At 68.6% G+C, this 15,116-nt stretch carries 10 protein-coding genes; 7 read left to right on the top strand and 3 right to left on the bottom strand.

Features of this window, described 5'->3' with window-relative positions; genetic code table 11:
- Nucleotides 1-11 precede the first annotated feature (11 nt).
- Both BLR29_RS08940 and BLR29_RS08945 read right to left on the bottom strand, forming a co-directional pair.
- Entirely contained in the window at nt 12-878 is an 867-nt protein-coding gene (locus tag BLR29_RS08940) for a TPM domain-containing protein (RefSeq protein ID WP_092136338.1), read from the bottom strand.
- 11 nt (nt 879-889) lie between these two features.
- Nucleotides 890-1,498, bottom strand: a complete 609-nt coding sequence (locus tag BLR29_RS08945) for a LemA family protein (protein ID WP_092136340.1) — start codon at nt 1,496-1,498, stop codon at nt 890-892.
- 390 nt (nt 1,499-1,888) lie between these two features.
- Here BLR29_RS08945 and dapA point away from each other — a divergent pair, with 390 nt between their 5' ends.
- Nucleotides 1,889-2,785, top strand: coding sequence for a 4-hydroxy-tetrahydrodipicolinate synthase (gene dapA / locus BLR29_RS08950; protein ID WP_092136342.1), 897 nt, complete (start codon nt 1,889-1,891; stop codon nt 2,783-2,785).
- 148 nt (nt 2,786-2,933) lie between these two features.
- Here the strand turns inward: dapA and hemL are convergent, their stop codons facing one another.
- Nucleotides 2,934-4,226, bottom strand: a complete 1,293-nt coding sequence (gene hemL / locus BLR29_RS08955) for a glutamate-1-semialdehyde 2,1-aminomutase (protein ID WP_092136344.1) — start codon at nt 4,224-4,226, stop codon at nt 2,934-2,936.
- Between the two features lie 237 nt (nt 4,227-4,463).
- Here hemL and BLR29_RS08960 point away from each other — a divergent pair, with 237 nt between their 5' ends.
- The 6 genes from BLR29_RS08960 to BLR29_RS08985 all read left to right on the top strand — a co-directional run bounded on the left by BLR29_RS08960 (nt 4,464) and on the right by BLR29_RS08985 (nt 14,952).
- Complete coding sequence (locus BLR29_RS08960; protein ID WP_011298773.1) at nt 4,464-4,634, top strand: rubredoxin; 171 nt, start codon at nt 4,464-4,466, stop codon at nt 4,632-4,634.
- A 364-nt stretch (nt 4,635-4,998) separates the two neighbouring features.
- Complete coding sequence (locus BLR29_RS08965) at nt 4,999-5,496, top strand: response regulator (RefSeq protein ID WP_092136710.1); 498 nt, start codon at nt 4,999-5,001, stop codon at nt 5,494-5,496.
- A gap of 32 nt (nt 5,497-5,528) precedes the next feature.
- A complete protein-coding gene (locus tag BLR29_RS08970; RefSeq protein ID WP_092136346.1) occupies nt 5,529-5,897 on the top strand; it encodes a response regulator in 369 nt (122 codons plus the stop codon).
- Nucleotides 5,898-6,036: 139 nt separating this feature from the next.
- Nucleotides 6,037-6,579: a chemotaxis protein CheW gene (locus BLR29_RS08975; RefSeq protein WP_092136348.1), complete on the top strand. Its 543-nt coding sequence runs from the start codon at nt 6,037-6,039 to the stop codon at nt 6,577-6,579.
- A gap of 180 nt (nt 6,580-6,759) precedes the next feature.
- On the top strand, nt 6,760-8,955 hold the full coding sequence (locus BLR29_RS08980) for a methyl-accepting chemotaxis protein (RefSeq protein ID WP_092136350.1): 2,196 nt from the start codon (nt 6,760-6,762) through the stop codon (nt 8,953-8,955).
- 30 nt (nt 8,956-8,985) lie between these two features.
- Complete coding sequence (locus BLR29_RS08985; RefSeq protein ID WP_092136353.1) at nt 8,986-14,952, top strand: hybrid sensor histidine kinase/response regulator; 5,967 nt, start codon at nt 8,986-8,988, stop codon at nt 14,950-14,952.
- Nucleotides 14,953-15,116: the final 164 nt, after the last annotated feature.

Consider the following 15,116-nt stretch of genomic DNA (forward strand, 5'->3'; position numbering starts at 1 on the left):
CGTGGTTCCTGTCACCAGTTGCCGGAGGCGCCGCCGCCGTCAAAGCCACCGCCCCCGCCGCCGCTGAATCCACCGCCTCCGCCACCTCCACCCCCGCCGCCAAAATCGCCCCCGCCGAAGCCGCCACCGCCGCGTCCCCACTGGCGGCCAATCTCATAGCCACCCAGGCCGCCGAGGCCGCCTGCGGTGGTGGTCGGCCAGCCGCGCCGGCCGGTGACGATTTGCGGGCTGCGGCCGCGTCGCATCATTGCGGAGAGAAAGAAGAACGCGATGATCGCTAGCGGAAAGAGAACCGGCAGCCAGTCGCCAACCCCCGACGACGCCTGCCGGCGAGTGCGGTCCGGTCCGGCCAGCCCTTCCTTGTCGATGGTGGCCTGGATGGCCGAGACCCCGGCGGCCAGCCCGCCATAGAAATCGTTCTGCCTGAAATGCGGTGCCATCACTTCCTGCAGGATGCGGTTGGACATCGCGTCCGTCAGCGAACCCTGCACGCCGCGACCCACTTCGATCCGCATCTTGCGCAGCCCGGGCGGGTTGTTCTTGGCGATCAGCACGATCACGCCGTCGTCGATGCCCTTGCGGCCCGCGCGCCAGACATCGGCCACGCGGATGCTGTAGGCGTCGATCGTCTCGGGGTCCGTGGTCGGCACCATCAGCACGAAGATCTGGCTGCCGCGCTGCTGCTCGTACTCCGCCAGCACGTTTTCCAGCGCGGAGCGCTGGTCGGCGGACAGCGTGCCTGTCAGGTCTGTCACGCGTTGCGTGAGCGGGGGCACCGCGACGAAGCCATCCGCGGCGATGGCGAAGGTGGGGAGCGCGAGGACCATCGCCACCAGCCACAGCAGCGTGGCCAGGCGGCGGGCGATGAACGTGCGCATGATGGCGGGCGTCAGAACTTGACGGCGGGGGGGGCGGAGATGGCCTTTTCGTTCTCCACCGTGAAGGACGGCTTGACCGGATACTTGAAGACCATTGCCGTGAGATTGGTCGGGAAGCTGCGCGCCAGCACGTTGTACGCCTGCACCGCCGCGATATAGCGCTGCCGCGCCACGGTGATGCGGTTCTCGGTGCCTTCCAGCTGGGATTGCAGGTCGCGGAACGCCGCATCGGCCTTCAGCTGGGGATAGTTCTCGGACACCGCCAGCAGTCGCGACAGCGCGCTGGTCAGCTGACCCTGCGCCTGCTGGAAGCGCGCGAAGGCTTCCGGGTCGTTGAGGGTCTCGGGCGTGACCTGGATGCTCGTGGCCTGCGCGCGGGCCTTGGTGACGGCCTCGAGCGTCTCGCGCTCGTGGCTGGCATAGCCCTTCACGGTGGCGACGAGGTTCGGGATCAGGTCGGCGCGGCGCTGGTACTGGTTGACGACTTCGCCCCAGGCTGCCTTGACGGCTTCGTCCTTGGACTGGAAGTCGTTGTAGCCGCAGGCCGACAGCAGGCTGGCCAGCATGGCGAGGACCAGCCAGCGGAACAAGGCGGGCAGGGATGGGGTGGCAGCGCGCATCGATGGCTCCTGGGATGGCCGGGCTCGGCAATTCCCAAGTGTAGCGCAGGGCCATTGCGACGCCGGTGGCATTTGCGAGCCATGCAAGCCGGCTTGACCGGGCATGGCGCGGGCCGGTAGATTGACGCCATGCCGCGCCAGCCAGCTTGCCTTCCCCTGATCGATATCGCGCCCGTGACCGTCTTCGTCACGGGTCGCGCAGGGCTGGCCGCGCGCGCCAAAGCCAAAAAACAGTCGCTCATCTGACCGGAGCGTGCTGTTCCGTCAGATGGGCGACGGAACAGCACCGGCAAGTCGGGTGATTGGCCTTTCTCTTTCCTCCCGTTTTCCCCGCGTCCTGCTCCGCCGTGCATCCGTCGGTTTCCGAATCGGTCGATCCGGAGCAATTCCATGCAAGACATGCAGACTTCCTGCCACGGCATCTGGCTGCCGCTGGTGACCCCTTTTCTTCACGACGACGTCGACCACGCCGCACTGCGGCGGATGGTGGATCACTACCGGCGCACCGGCCTGGCCGGCTTCGTGGTCTGCGGTAGCACCGGCGAAGCGGCCGCGCTCGACGAAGCCGAGCAACTGGCGGTGCTCGACACGGTGCTGGAGGCCGCGGGTGGCCTGCCCGTCATGATGGGTCTGGCGGGCAACCACCTTGGCCACGTGCTGGCGCGGCTGGAGCGGTTTGGCGATCGCCCCCTGGCCGGCGTGCTGGCGCCCGCGCCGTATTACATCCGGCCCTCGCAGGAGGGTTTGCGCGACTACTTCCGCTGGCTGGCCGACCGCTCCCGGGCACCGCTGGTGCTCTATGACATTCCATACCGCACCGGCGCGACGCTCACCCTGGATACGCTGCTGGCACTGGCTGACCACGACAATATCGTCGCGATCAAGGATTGCGGCGGCAACGCGCGGACGACGCAGGCGCTGATCGCCGATGGACGGCTGGCGGTGCTGGCGGGGGAGGATGACCAGCTGCTGGGCACGCTGGCGCTGGGCGGGCAGGGCGCGATCATCGCGTCGGCACATTGCCGGCCGGACCTGTTCGTGGCGATCTGGCGGGCCGTGGCAGAGGGCCGGCTTGCGGAAGCCCGGCGGCTGTTCCATGCGCTGATGCCGCTGGTGCAGGCACTGTTCGCCGAGCCCAATCCCGGCCCGGTCAAGGCCTTGCTGGCACGGCAGGGCTGGCTGCGCGACGCATTGCGCACGCCGATGACGCCGGCGTCCGCCGCGCTGGCGGACCGGCTGGCGGCGCTGGTCGACGACCTAGAGGCGGTGCGGGCGGTCCCGGCCTGAGCCAGAACCGGGAACCGCCACGGGCGGGCCGCGCGAGCGCTGCGCGGCGTGGCCCGCCCGTGGGGGAAGCTGAACCTGCGGGGGCTTGCCGTGAGGGTCGACCGCGCGGATTTGCTGCTCAGCCTCCGCGCGGTCTTGCCGTACGAACTTACGTCGTCGCGAAGGCCCGGGCTGCCGCGTCCAGCGTGGTCTGGATGATGGCGTCGTCATGCCGGGCCGAGACGAAGCCGGCCTCGAAGGCCGATGGCGCCAGGTAGACGCCCTCGTTGAGCATCGCGTGGAAGAAGCGGTTGAAGTGGCCGACGTCGGCCTGGGTGACCTCGGCAAAGCTGGTCGGCACGGTGTTGAGGAAATAGAGGCCGAACATGCCGCCAATGGCGTCGGCGGCAAACGGCACGCCGGCGGCGCGCGCGACGGCGGTCAGGCCGTCGGCCAGCTTGCGGGTCTGGGCGGTCAGTTGCTCGTAGAAGCCGGGCGCCTGGATCAGCCGGAGCGTGGTCAGGCCCGCGGCCACGGCCAGCGGGTTGCCGGACAGCGTGCCGGCCTGGTAGACGCCGCCCAGCGGGGCCAGCTTCGCCATGATGTCGCGCCGGCCGCCAAAGGCCGCGGCCGGCATGCCGCCGCCGATCACCTTGCCCAGGCAGGTCATGTCCGGCCGGATGCCGTAGTGGGCCTGCGCGCCGCCCAGCGCCACACGGAAGCCCGTCATCACTTCGTCGAAGATCAGCACGGCGCCGTGCTCGCTGCACAGGTTGCGCATGCTGTTCAGGAAGGCTTCGCTGGCGCGCACCAGGTTCATGTTGCCGGCCACCGGTTCCACGATCACGGCGGCGATCTCACCCTTGTGGCGGCCAAACGCTTCTTCCAGCTGGGCGACGTTGTTGTACTCCAGCACCATCGTGTGGCGCGTGACGTCGGCCGGGACCCCGGCGGACGAGGGCGCGTTCTGGGTGGTATCGGCAAAGGTCAGCAGGCCGGAGCCGGCCTTGACCAGCAGACTGTCGGCGTGGCCGTGATAGCAGCCCTCGAACTTGATGATCAGGTCCCGGCCCGTGAATCCGCGCGCCAGGCGCAGGGCGCTCATGGTCGCCTCGGTGCCCGACGACACCAGCCGCACCTGCTCGATCGACGGCACGAGCTTGCAGATTTCCTCGGCCATCTCGATCTCGGCCTCGGTCGGGGCGCCAAACGAAAAACTGTGGGCGGCGGTGTCCTGCACGGCGCGGACCACGTCCGGGTGGGCGTGGCCGACGATCATCGGACCCCAGGAGCCGATGTAGTCGATATAGCGCTGGCCGTCGGCATCCCACATGTACGCGCCCTCGGCGCGGGTGATGAAGCGCGGCGTGCCGCCCACGGAACGGAAGGCCCGCACGGGCGAATTGACGCCGCCGGGGATGGTCTGCTGGGCGCGGTCGAAGAGCTGCTGGTTACGGGACATGGAGTGGCCTGAATCAAATGCTGGAGGAAATCGCGTCCGGCCGGGGGCGGAGTCGGGACCCGTGCCTAAAAAGCGGGCAAGGCGAGTGAAATGCGTGCCGTTTGAACGGCATCTGCACGCTAACATGCGCGAACGCGGCGATACTGGCAAGATCGCGCCGGGCCATGGGTGGCGTCATCGGCGCTGTTTCTGTACCATCTGCGCTGGATTTTAATGGAGAGTGGCAAGAGCCTGCATATGGAATACAAGACTTGGATGTGCCTGATCTGCGGTTGGATCTATGACGAGGCCACCGGCGCCCCGGAAGACGGCATCGCCCCGGGTACCAAATGGGAAGACGTGCCCATCAACTGGACTTGCCCGGAATGCGGTGCCCGCAAGGAAGATTTCGAGATGGTGGCGATCTGACGCCAGCCGTCCGGGAAGTGCCGCCGCGTCGCGCCAAAGCGACAGATCGGCAGGCCGCGCCGGGCTGTCCGGATTGACGGCCCCAGCACGAGTTGTCACACTTTGCAGCAAAACTGAACACCCGTCCCGGCTGCATTGGCACGTCAGGGGCGGCAAAAACATAGCAGCGCACAGGCAGGCACGGTTAAACGTGCCGCCAGCACCGGCCGGTTAGCCGGCTTTTTTTGACTGGGAATGAGGGGCGACATCCATCGGATGCCGCTTTGCAAATCGGGGGCCGCCGGCACGCAACGCGTGGTGCCGTGCGGGTGTTCTCAAGTGAATGCCGACGTCTGCCATGCAGACAGCCGGTCGCGGGAACAACATGCGGGTCGCTCAAACAGAACAAGACAACAAGTCTGTCGATGGGGTCAACGCCGGCACGGAATCCGGTGCCGCCGATACCGGCAAGGCTGCGGCATCGCGCCGCAAGATCCTCGTCATCGACGATTCCAGCACCATCCGCCGCACGGCGGAGATCTTCCTTTCACAGGCAGGCTATCAGGTCATGCTGGCGGAGGATGGCTTCGAGGCGCTCGCCAAGGTTGGCGACATGCACCCGGACGTCATCTTCTGCGACATCCTGATGCCCCGCCTGGACGGGTACCAGACCTGTTCCCTGATCAAGAAAAGCCCGCGGTTCCACGCGATCCCCGTCATCATGCTGTCGTCCCGCGACGGCGTGTTCGACCGGTCGCGCGGCAAGCTCGTCGGCGCGCATGACCATCTTGCCAAGCCCTTTTCCCGCGAAGCCCTGCTGCAGGCCGTACAGGCCTGCCTCGGAGGCTGCGCACAGGACGAGGGCGCGGCCGTGGCGGCCTGAAGCCCGCCACTGAAGCAACCAGGAAATAAGCAATGACCATCAGCAAAATCCTTATCGTCGACGATTCCCCCACCGAAGCCCTGTTCATGTCGGACCTGCTCGGCAAGAAGGGCTTCAAGGTCTCCGTGGCCGGCAACAGTGACCAGGCCATGGCCCGACTGGAAGCGGAACCCTTCGACCTGATCCTGATGGACGTGGTCATGCCGGGCCAGAACGGCTACCAGACCACCCGCGCGATCAAGCGCGACGACCGCTTCAAGGACATTCCCGTGATCATGTGCACCAGCAAGGGCCTGGACACGGACCGTATCTGGGGCATGCGCCAGGGCGCATCGGACTACATCGTCAAGCCGGTGGACAGCGAGGAGCTGCTGTCCAAGATTGCCGCGCTGGCGCACTGATTGCCCGGGTCGTATCGAAGCACAAGACCGGGCGTCCCGCGGGACGCCCGAAGAATTTGCAGGGCCGGACGCGCATCGGGTGCGAGCCGGCCATCGTGCCCGCCGCCGTGGCGGTCCCATCTCCACCGGTAATCCGATCATGAACGCGCCGCGCCAAGACATCCGTGCCCGCCAGACCCGCCTGCAGGACTATCAGGCCATGCTGGCCCGGCGCCTGCGGGAAGCGCGCAACCTGCCGGCCGTCGACAGCTACCTGGCGGTGCTGATCGGCCAGCGCCAATGGCTGCTGCCGCTGCCGGAGACCGGCGAGGTGCTGGAACTGCGCCAGCCCGCCGGCGTGCCGCTGACCCAGCCGTGGTATCGCGGCCTGGTCAATGCGCGGGGCAACCTGCTGGGCGTGATCGACTTCTCCATGTTCTGCGGCGACGCCCCCACGCCGGTGCAGCCGGGCAGCAAGATCGTGGTGCTGTCGCGCCAGGTGGAGCGTGCGTGCGGGATCATCGCCACGCGCGTCGTGGGGCTGCGCCATGCCGGCGATCTGACGCCGGCGCCTGGCGATGCCCCGGAGGGCTGGAGCGGCGCGCATTTTTCCGACCGCGACGGACGTGGCTGGCAGGTGCTGGACATCCGGCAACTGCTGGATTCCCCGGTGTTCCTGCAGGCCGGGCGCGTGGCGGCCTGACGAAGCAGGTTTGCCCGGGTAGGCCGGGGAGTGCCACCGGGCAAGGCATTGGCAGGAACTGACGGACCAGACGGACCAGACGGAACAAACGGGAATGCCAGTCGCTTCCGGGCGGCTGGCGCAGTGGCAGATACCGCCAGAATCACTGGCGAGACGAAAAACAACGGACAGAGGGTTGCTATGGGTATCAAGAAGATGGGCCTTGGACGCCGGACGGCAGCGGCCGGCGCCGCCGCCGAAGCGGTTGCGCCGCGCGGGTCGGTGTTCGCCAATGCGGACGCAAAGAAGAGCGGCCTGGGCCGTACCCCGATGGAGCAACTGGGCGGCTGGCTGTCGCGCATGCCCTTCGCATCCCAGCAACGTGCACTGACGGTGGGCGTAGTGGTGTCGCTGGTGGCCCTGCTGGCTTCGGTCTACCTCGATAACCGCCAGGCGACCAACGGCGCGGCGCAGATCCAGATCGCCGGTGACATGCTGATGCACTCGCAGCGTCTCGGCAAGGCGGTTCCCGTGGCACTGCTCGGCAACGCCCAGGCGTTCACGCAGCTGCGCCAGTCCAAGGAACAGCTGACCGCCGACTTGCTGGCGCTCCAGACCGGTAGCGACGAGAAGCATGTGCGCGCCACCTCCGGCGCGGCGGAGCCGCTGCTCGAGGCCGCCATGACCTCGTGGAAGCGCTCGGAGAAGAGCGCGGCCGACGTGTTGGCCCAGCAGCCCATCCTGACCACCATCGGCCAGACGCTGCAGATCTTCAACGCCTCCAACCCCGAACTGCTCGAGGCCGCCGAACAGGTGGCCGCCATGAAGCTGCAGGCCAACTCCAACGCCCGCGAGGTGGCCGCCTCCGCGCAGCTGGTGATGCTGACGCAGCGCCTGGGCAAGAACCTGAACGAGTTCCTCTCCGGCGAAGGCGTCAACCCCGAGACTGCGTTCCTGCTGGGCAAGGACACCAACACGTTCCGCGAAACGCTGGACGGCCTGACGAACGGTTCCGATGCGCTGCGCCTCGCGGCCGCGAGCGATGCCGAGACGCGCAGCTACCTGCAGCAGCTCTCGCAGCGTTTCGAGGCGGTGCAGAAGACCACGCAGACCATCCTGCAGAACCTGCCGGGCCTGATCGCCGCCAAGCGTGCCCAGCAGCAGATCTTCAACGACAACGAAGCACTGCGCGGCGAGTTGTCGACGCTGCAGACCGCCTACGCCGAGGGCGCGCGGTTCCGTCCCTGGACCCTGGGCGCGACGATCGTCTCCGCCGCGGCCACGCTGCTGTTCCTGGCCGGGCTGGCGGCGCTGTACCTGCGCGACTCGCGTGTCCGCGCACTGGAAGCCGAAGCGCGCGAACGCGAAGCCGAATCGCGCCGCCTGGACGAAAAGCGCAACAACGACGCCACCCAGAAGGCCATTCTGCAGCTGATGAACGAACTGCAGGACATCGCCGACGGTGACCTGACGCGTCAGGCGACCGTGACCGAGGACATCACCGGCGCCATTGCCGACTCGGTGAACTACACGGTGGAAGAACTGAAGGAACTGGTGGGCCGCGTGCAGCAGACCGCCGGTGACGTGCAGCAGGCTTCCTCGCAGGTGCAGGAGACCTCGGTGCAGCTGGCCGCCACGACCGAAGAGCAGTCGCGCCAGATCCGCCAGACCGGCGAGTCCGTGGTGGAGATGGCGGACCGCATCACGCAGGTGTCGCGCGGCGCGGCCGAATCCGCCAACGTGGCGCGCGCGTCGCTGACCGCCGCCGAGCAGGGCCAGCAAGCCGTGCAGAACGCCATCGCGGGCATGAACGGCATTCGCGAGCAGATCCAGGAAACCTCCAAGCGGATCAAGCGCCTGGGTGAATCGTCGCAGGAAATCGGCGAAATCGTGGAGCTGATTTCGGACATTACCGAGCAGACCAACGTGCTGGCACTGAACGCCGCCATCCAGGCCGCATCCGCGGGTGAAGCCGGCCGAGGCTTCTCGGTGGTGGCGGAAGAAGTGCAGCGCCTGGCGGAACGCTCGGGCGAGGCAACCAAGCAGATTGGCGCGCTGATCCGCACGATTCAGACCGATACCCAGGACGCCGTGCACGCCATGGAGCAGAGCACGCAGGGCGTGGTGGAAGGGGCCCGGCTGTCCGATAACGCGGGTGCCGCACTGGTGGAGATCGGCCGCGTGTCGCGCCAGCTGGCCGAGCTGATCGAGCAGATCTCGCAGACCACCTCGCACGAGGCGAACCTGGCCACCAACGTGGCGCACCACATCGACGGGATTCTGCAGGTCACTGCGCAGACCACCGCCGGTACGCGCCAGACTGCGACTTCGGTGCGCCAGCTGACGGCACTGACCGAAGAACTGCGTAACTCGGTGTCGCGGTTCAAGATCGCCTGACACCCGCCTGCGGGTGCAACGGAACTGGTCATGTCTTTGAATTCCCCTGTATCGAGCGACGTGGCCGAGCTGGCCGCGCCGCAATCGTCCCAAGCGCCGGAAGCGGCGCCGGTGCCGCCGGCGGAAGCGTCGGCCGTGCCGCAGCGCGACCTGTCCGTGCTGGCCTGGCTGGCGCCCAGCCTGCGTTCGGCGCTTGACGACGCCGCCACGGAGCTTGGCCACTATGTGGACGAGATCCAGCAGGCGCCGGAGGCGCTGGGCGCGCGCGACACCACGTCGCTGCGCCTGGCCGGCCAGCAGCTGCACCAGGCAGCGGGCGCCGTGCATATCGTCGGCCTGCGCGGGGTGGATGCGTACTGCCAGGCGCTGCGCCGCCTGCTGGAAGCGATCGACGCCGGCACCGTGGCCCCGACTCCGGAAACGTTCGGGGTCTTCCGCCGTGGCGTGCAGGCGCTCGCCGAGTACGTCGATGACCTGATGGCCGGCGATCCCGAGGATCCGCTGCGCCTGTTCCGCACCTACGCCGACGCGCTGACGCTGATGGGCGACGAGCGCGTGCATCCGGCCGACCTGTGGCTCGAAGAGCTGCAGATGCTGCCGGGCATCGTGCTGCCCACGCGTTCGACGTCTTCGGTCACGCGCGCGCGCCAGCGCTTCGAGGCCGCCTTGCTGAAGGCGCTGCGCCTGCCCACGCCGTGCACCGACGGCGCGCTGCTGCGCGAGGCCTACCTGCCGCTGCAGACGGCGCTGGATGAAGTGCGCAACCACGAGCAGGACGCCCGCCGCACGACCGATACCCCCGATCGCGGCATCTGGCAGGTGCTGGCCATGGTGTTCCGCGGGCTGGCGCATGGGCTGCTGCCGTCCGACCTGCTGGCCAAGCGCTTCGCGGCGCGATCCCACCTGCTGTTGCGTCAATACCTGCAAGGCCAGGTGCGCGTGCCGCAGGCGCTGCTCAACGACGCCGTTTTCCTGCTGGTCAGCACGGCCCTGACGCCCGACGGCCCGGAAGACACCACGCCGCCCGCGACGCAGGCGGCCGTGCAGGTGCTGCGCGCCGATATCGCCCGCGTGCTGCTGGCCTTCCGCGTCGACCCGGCCCACGCCGTGGCGCGCGCCGACTATCGCCTGCGCTACTACGGCTGGCTGGATCCGATCGACACGCGCAACCTGCAGACGGCGGCCGCCGCCATCGAACGCGCCGCCGGTGACGACGCATCGGGTTGGGAGCTCGCGCTCGCCTCGCTGGCCGAAGCCGCGCAGCCGCTGGCCCAGCCGTCGCTGCAACACTGCCTGACGGCTGCCGCCGCCTACGCGGGCCAGCGCAACGCGCCGGGCGAAGCGTTGGGCCCGGTCGGCGTGGCGCTGTTCCTGTCGCGCGCGCTGGCCATGCCGTGGCGCGTCCACGGCAATTCCGGCCATGCGTCGGCCACGGAATTCGCACAACGCTGCGACACGCTGTCCGCCTGCCTGGCCGATCCGGCCGCCACGGCGCCGGACTGGCTGGCCGCGATGGTCGAGGCTGCGGGCGCCCAGGCGCAGCGTGCCGAGGCCGTGTCACAACTTCGCGCGCAGCTGGACAGCGGCGAGTCGTGGCTCGATACCTTCGACCGTAATGCCGCGCGCCCCGATGCAGTGAATTCGCTGGGCGATGCCGCCCAGGCATTCGGCGCGCTGCTGGCGACGCTGGAACGCCTGCAGGGCAGTGCCGCGATGCCGGATGGCATCGAGGAGGCCGCCAACGCCGCACTGGCCGCCGCGCGTTCCGTGCTGCAACACCTGGACGTCTTGCGCGATACGGAGACGCAGCCCAGCCGCGTCGCGCTGCTGTCCGAGATCGCCGCGGAACTCGGCGCCGTGCATGCATTTGCCGATACGCTCGAATTCGGCCGCAGCAAGGCCGAGGTCGGCGACGATGACCTGCTGGCGCCGCGCCAGACCGACGTCGTGCCGGCGAGCGCGCTGGCCGCGGCGCGCGGTGCGGCGATGGATGCCATCCGCGTGGCCGCGGGCGCCGATTCGCCCGAGATCCAGCGCCTGCGCACCGCGCTGCAGGCCGTGAGCGACCAGGCCGCCATCGACGACGATGCCAGCCTGCGCCGTCAGGCCAGCGAAGCCACCACGCAGTTGCATGCGTGGCTGGCGGGCAGCGATTCCGCCGCCGAGCGCATGGTCGTGGCGCTGGCGGAGCCGCTGCCGTCCGCCGCTGCGCAGATGGCCGCGCAGATGGCCGTTGTACCCGCCGCGGCGCCGCTGCCGGCCGATGCGGCCGCCATCGACGCGGAGCTGCTGGAAATCTTCCTGTCCGAGGCGGAGGAAGTGCTGGGCAATATCGCCAGCGACCTGCCCGGCGGACTGGACGTGCTGCGCGATGCCGACATGCTGAGCCGCACCCGGCGCGCCTTCCACACGCTCAAGGGTTCCAGCCGCATGGTCGGCCTGAACCGCTATGGCGAAGCCGCCTGGGCGATCGAGCAGGTGATGAACCTGTGGATTGCCGAGTCGCGCGAGCCGGTCCCCGAACTGCTGGCGTTACTGCATCACGCGCACGACCTGCTCAAGGAGTGGGCGATCGCCTTGCAGGCCGACCCGTTCACGGTGCGCGACATCGCGCCGCTGGTCGACGAGGCCCAGGCTGTGCGCGACCCCGGCCAGGCCGCCACGGCACCGGTCGAGCCCGTGGCCGAAGTCGATCCGCTCGATGCGCTGCTGGCGGCCGCCGATGCCAACGATGCTGCCATCGCGGCCCGCGCACCGGAGCAGGTGGCCGAGGCCGAGGACACCAACGTCCTGCCGTTCCGCCTGTCCGGCGGGCTGGGCAGCGACGATGACAACTACAAGGTCATCGGCCCGGTCCGCATCGGCCTGGCGCTGTACAACGTCTACCTGCAAGAGGCCGACGACCTGCTGCGCCAGTTCGCCACGGACCTGTCCGAGTGGAAGCACGAGAATCATCCGTGCCCGAGCGAACTCGCGCTGCGCGTGGCCCACACGCTGCAGGGCAGCGCATCGACGGTCGGACTGGAGCCGGTGCGCGAGATCGCCGAGTCGCTGGAACAACTGCTGCTGTTGCTGGGCCGCCATCCGGTGGTCATGCATCCGGGCGATTTCCGCCTGCTGGAGCAGGCCGTGGATCGCCTGCGCGCGATGCTGCACCAGTTCGCCGCCGGGGTCTGGCCCGATGCCGATCCGGCGCTGTGCCGCGAGCTGAACGACTTTGGCGAGCGCGCGCTGGTGCGCCCGCGCGCGGCGGTGTCCGGCCAGCAGGCCCCTGCCGAGCAGGAAGGCTCCGTGGCACGGCTGTTCGGCCAGATGCCGCAGGCGCCGGTGTTGCCACTGGTGACCGAACCCGCCGCGCCGGCCGCCGGGCTGCCGCCCGTCACGGATATGCCGGTCAAGCTGACGCCGATCACGTCGCTGCCGCCGATGTCGGCGCCCACGCTCACACCTGTGACGGCCGTCACGCCGGGCTCGGCTGCGCATGACGCCGTGATCATTTCGCTGCCCACGCAATCCCGGCACGACTCGGTGGCCGTGGCGCACGTGTCGTCGCAATCGCCGGAGACGCTGCAACCGGACGACGCCGAACTCGATGCCTCGTCGCTGGACCAGGATCTCGTCGACATCTTCCTGGAAGAAGCGCACGGCAGCCTGCCGGAGCTGGGCAAGCTGCTGCGCACGTGGGAATCCGCGCCGGAAGATACGCAGCATGGCGGGCTCGTCCTGCGCGCGCTGCATACGCTGAAGGGCAGTGCGCGGATGGCCGGCGCGATGGCGCTGGGCCAGGCGGCTCACGAAATGGAAACGCTGCTGGAAGCCAGCGTGCGGGGCCAGCGCGTGACGCCGGATCTGTTTGGCCGACTGTATGCGTGGTACGACCGCATCCTGGCGCATGTGGATGCGCTCCAGAACGGCCGCCTGCTGCCTGTGGACGATGCCGATGTGGTGAACGGGCTGGTGGAAGCACCGGTCGAGCCCGCCGCATCGGTCGAAGACCAACCGTCGCAGGCGTCGACGGGTACCGCGCTGGTAACGGCCGCCGCGCCGCTCGTGCCGGCGACGCCGACAGCGATCCCGGCCGACCCCGAGCGTCAGCGCGCACTGGTGCGCGTGCAGGCCCGTACGCTCGACACGCTGATCACCGATGCCGGCGAAGTGGGCGCCACGCGCGCACGTCTGGACAGCGAGCTGGAAGCGCTGCGTTCCTACCTGGGCGAACTGAACGACAACGTGGGACGTTTGCGCACGCAGCTGCGCGAGATCGAAATCCAGGCGGAAACGCAGATGGCCTCGCGTATCGCCGATTCGCAGCACAACCAGGAGTTCGACCCGCTCGAGTTCGACCGCTTCACGCGCTTCCAGGAACTGACGCGGATGATGGCCGAGTCGGTGAACGACGTGGCAACGGTGGAGCAGAACCTGCAGCGCGGCTTCGACCGCGCCTCGGGCGACCTGGCGGCGCAGGCCCGGCTGACGCGTGGCCTGCAGCGCGGCCTGATGCAGGCGCGCATGGTGCAGTTCGACGCGCTGGCCGAACGTCTCTATCGCGTGGCACGCCAGTCGGCCACCGAAACCGGCAAGGAAGTGCGCCTGCTGATCAAGGGCGGCACGGTGGAAATCGACCGCTCGGTGCTGGACCGCATGGCCGGTCCGATCGAACACCTGATCCGCAACGCCGTGGTTCACGGCATCGAGCCGGCGGAGATTCGCCGCGCCGCGGGCAAGTCGACGACCGGCGCGCTGACGCTGGAAGTGCAGCAGGAAGGCAACGAAGTCGTGCTGACCTTCTTCGACGATGGCGGTGGCCTGAACCTCGCGCGGATTCGCGAGCGCGCCATCGCGCGCCAGTTGCTCACGCACGATGACGAAGCCAGCGATGCGCGCCTGACGGAGATGATCTTCGCGCCGGGCTTCTCGACGGCGGATTCGGTGTCGGAGCTGGCGGGCCGTGGCGTGGGCATGGACGTGGTGCGCGCGGAAACCGTGGCGCTCGGCGGCCGGATCACGCTGTCGACGGATGCCGGCCGTGGCACCAGCTTCACGGTGCACCTGCCGCTGACCACGGCCATTACGCAGGTGCTGCTGGTCTCGCTGGGCGGGCGCCTGTATGCGATGCCAAGCGGCATGATCGACCAGGTCCACCAGTTGCGCGAGAAGCCGCTGCTCGAGGCCTATAACGCCGGCCGCTTCGGCGCTGCCGGTGCCGATGCGCCGTTCTTCTACTTCGGCACGCTGCTGGAGGAGAGCGCCGCGATGGCGTCCGGCCGCAAGTACTCGCCAGTGGTGGTGGTGCGCTCCGGCGCCGAGCGCGTGGCCGTCCACGTCGACGACGTGATCGGCAACCGCGAAGTGGTGGTGAAGCACATCGGCCCGCATCTGGCACGTCTGGAAGGGATTGCCGGCGCCACCACCCTCGGTGATGGCGAGATCGTGCTGATCTACAACCCGGTGGTACTGGCCCAGCGCTTTGTGCGCGAACGCGGCGAGGTGGTGCCGACGACGCTGCTGCCCGCACCCGCAACGATGGGTGCCGTGGCCGAATTCGGTGCCGGCCAGCCGGTACCGGTGGCGGGCCTGGTGACGCAGCCTACCGTGATGGTGGTGGACGATTCGCTGACCGTGCGCAAGGCCAGCCAGCGGCTGCTGTCGCGCGCGGGATACCAGGTGGTGCTGGCCCGCGACGGTGTGGACGCCCTGCGGCAGTTGCAGGAAGTCATGCCGGACGCGATGCTGGTGGATATCGAGATGCCGAACATGGACGGCTTCGATCTCACGCGGAACGTCCGTGCCGACAGCCGTACCAGCCACATGCCGGTGGTGATGATCACGTCGCGGACGGCGGAGAAGCACCGCCGCTACGCGGCCGAGATCGGCGTGAACGTGTACCTCGGCAAGCCGTTCAACGAAGACGAGCTGCTGCGCACGCTGCAACAGCTGATCGGCAAGAAGGCGGAGGGCACGGCAGGGTCGGTGGCACAGATGCTGGGCGAGGCCTGAGGCAACACGCATCAGGCTTCGGGCATCACGCATCGCGCATCGGGTATCTGACGAAGCACTGCGTCGGACCCGACAGCGCACCCGGCAGATAAAAAAAGCGCGGACAGCAATGTCCGCGCTTTTTTGCTTTCCGCCTGCTGGCGCGTTGACCAGCGGGGCAGGTG

Origin of the sequence: Cupriavidus sp. YR651 (assembly GCF_900101625.1) — a bacterium.
Lineage (GTDB): Bacteria > Pseudomonadota > Gammaproteobacteria > Burkholderiales > Burkholderiaceae > Cupriavidus.

Bases quoted from the DNA above. Each gene is read 5' to 3' on its own strand.
- BLR29_RS08940 (WP_092136338.1), bottom strand. From the start codon at position 878: ATGCGCACGTTCATCGCCCGCCGCCTGGCCACGCTGCTGTGGCTGGTG.
- BLR29_RS08965 (WP_092136710.1), top strand. From the start codon at position 4,999: ATGCGGGTCGCTCAAACAGAACAAGACAACAAGTCTGTCGATGGGGTC.
- BLR29_RS08970 (WP_092136346.1), top strand. From the start codon at position 5,529: ATGACCATCAGCAAAATCCTTATCGTCGACGATTCCCCCACCGAAGCC.
- BLR29_RS08945 (WP_092136340.1), bottom strand. From the start codon at position 1,498: ATGCGCGCTGCCACCCCATCCCTGCCCGCCTTGTTCCGCTGGCTGGTC.
- dapA (WP_092136342.1), top strand. From the start codon at position 1,889: ATGCAAGACATGCAGACTTCCTGCCACGGCATCTGGCTGCCGCTGGTG.
- BLR29_RS08985 (WP_092136353.1), top strand. From the start codon at position 8,986: ATGTCTTTGAATTCCCCTGTATCGAGCGACGTGGCCGAGCTGGCCGCG.
- BLR29_RS08975 (WP_092136348.1), top strand. From the start codon at position 6,037: ATGAACGCGCCGCGCCAAGACATCCGTGCCCGCCAGACCCGCCTGCAG.
- BLR29_RS08980 (WP_092136350.1), top strand. From the start codon at position 6,760: ATGGGTATCAAGAAGATGGGCCTTGGACGCCGGACGGCAGCGGCCGGC.
- BLR29_RS08960 (WP_011298773.1), top strand. From the start codon at position 4,464: ATGGAATACAAGACTTGGATGTGCCTGATCTGCGGTTGGATCTATGAC.
- hemL (WP_092136344.1), bottom strand. From the start codon at position 4,226: ATGTCCCGTAACCAGCAGCTCTTCGACCGCGCCCAGCAGACCATCCCC.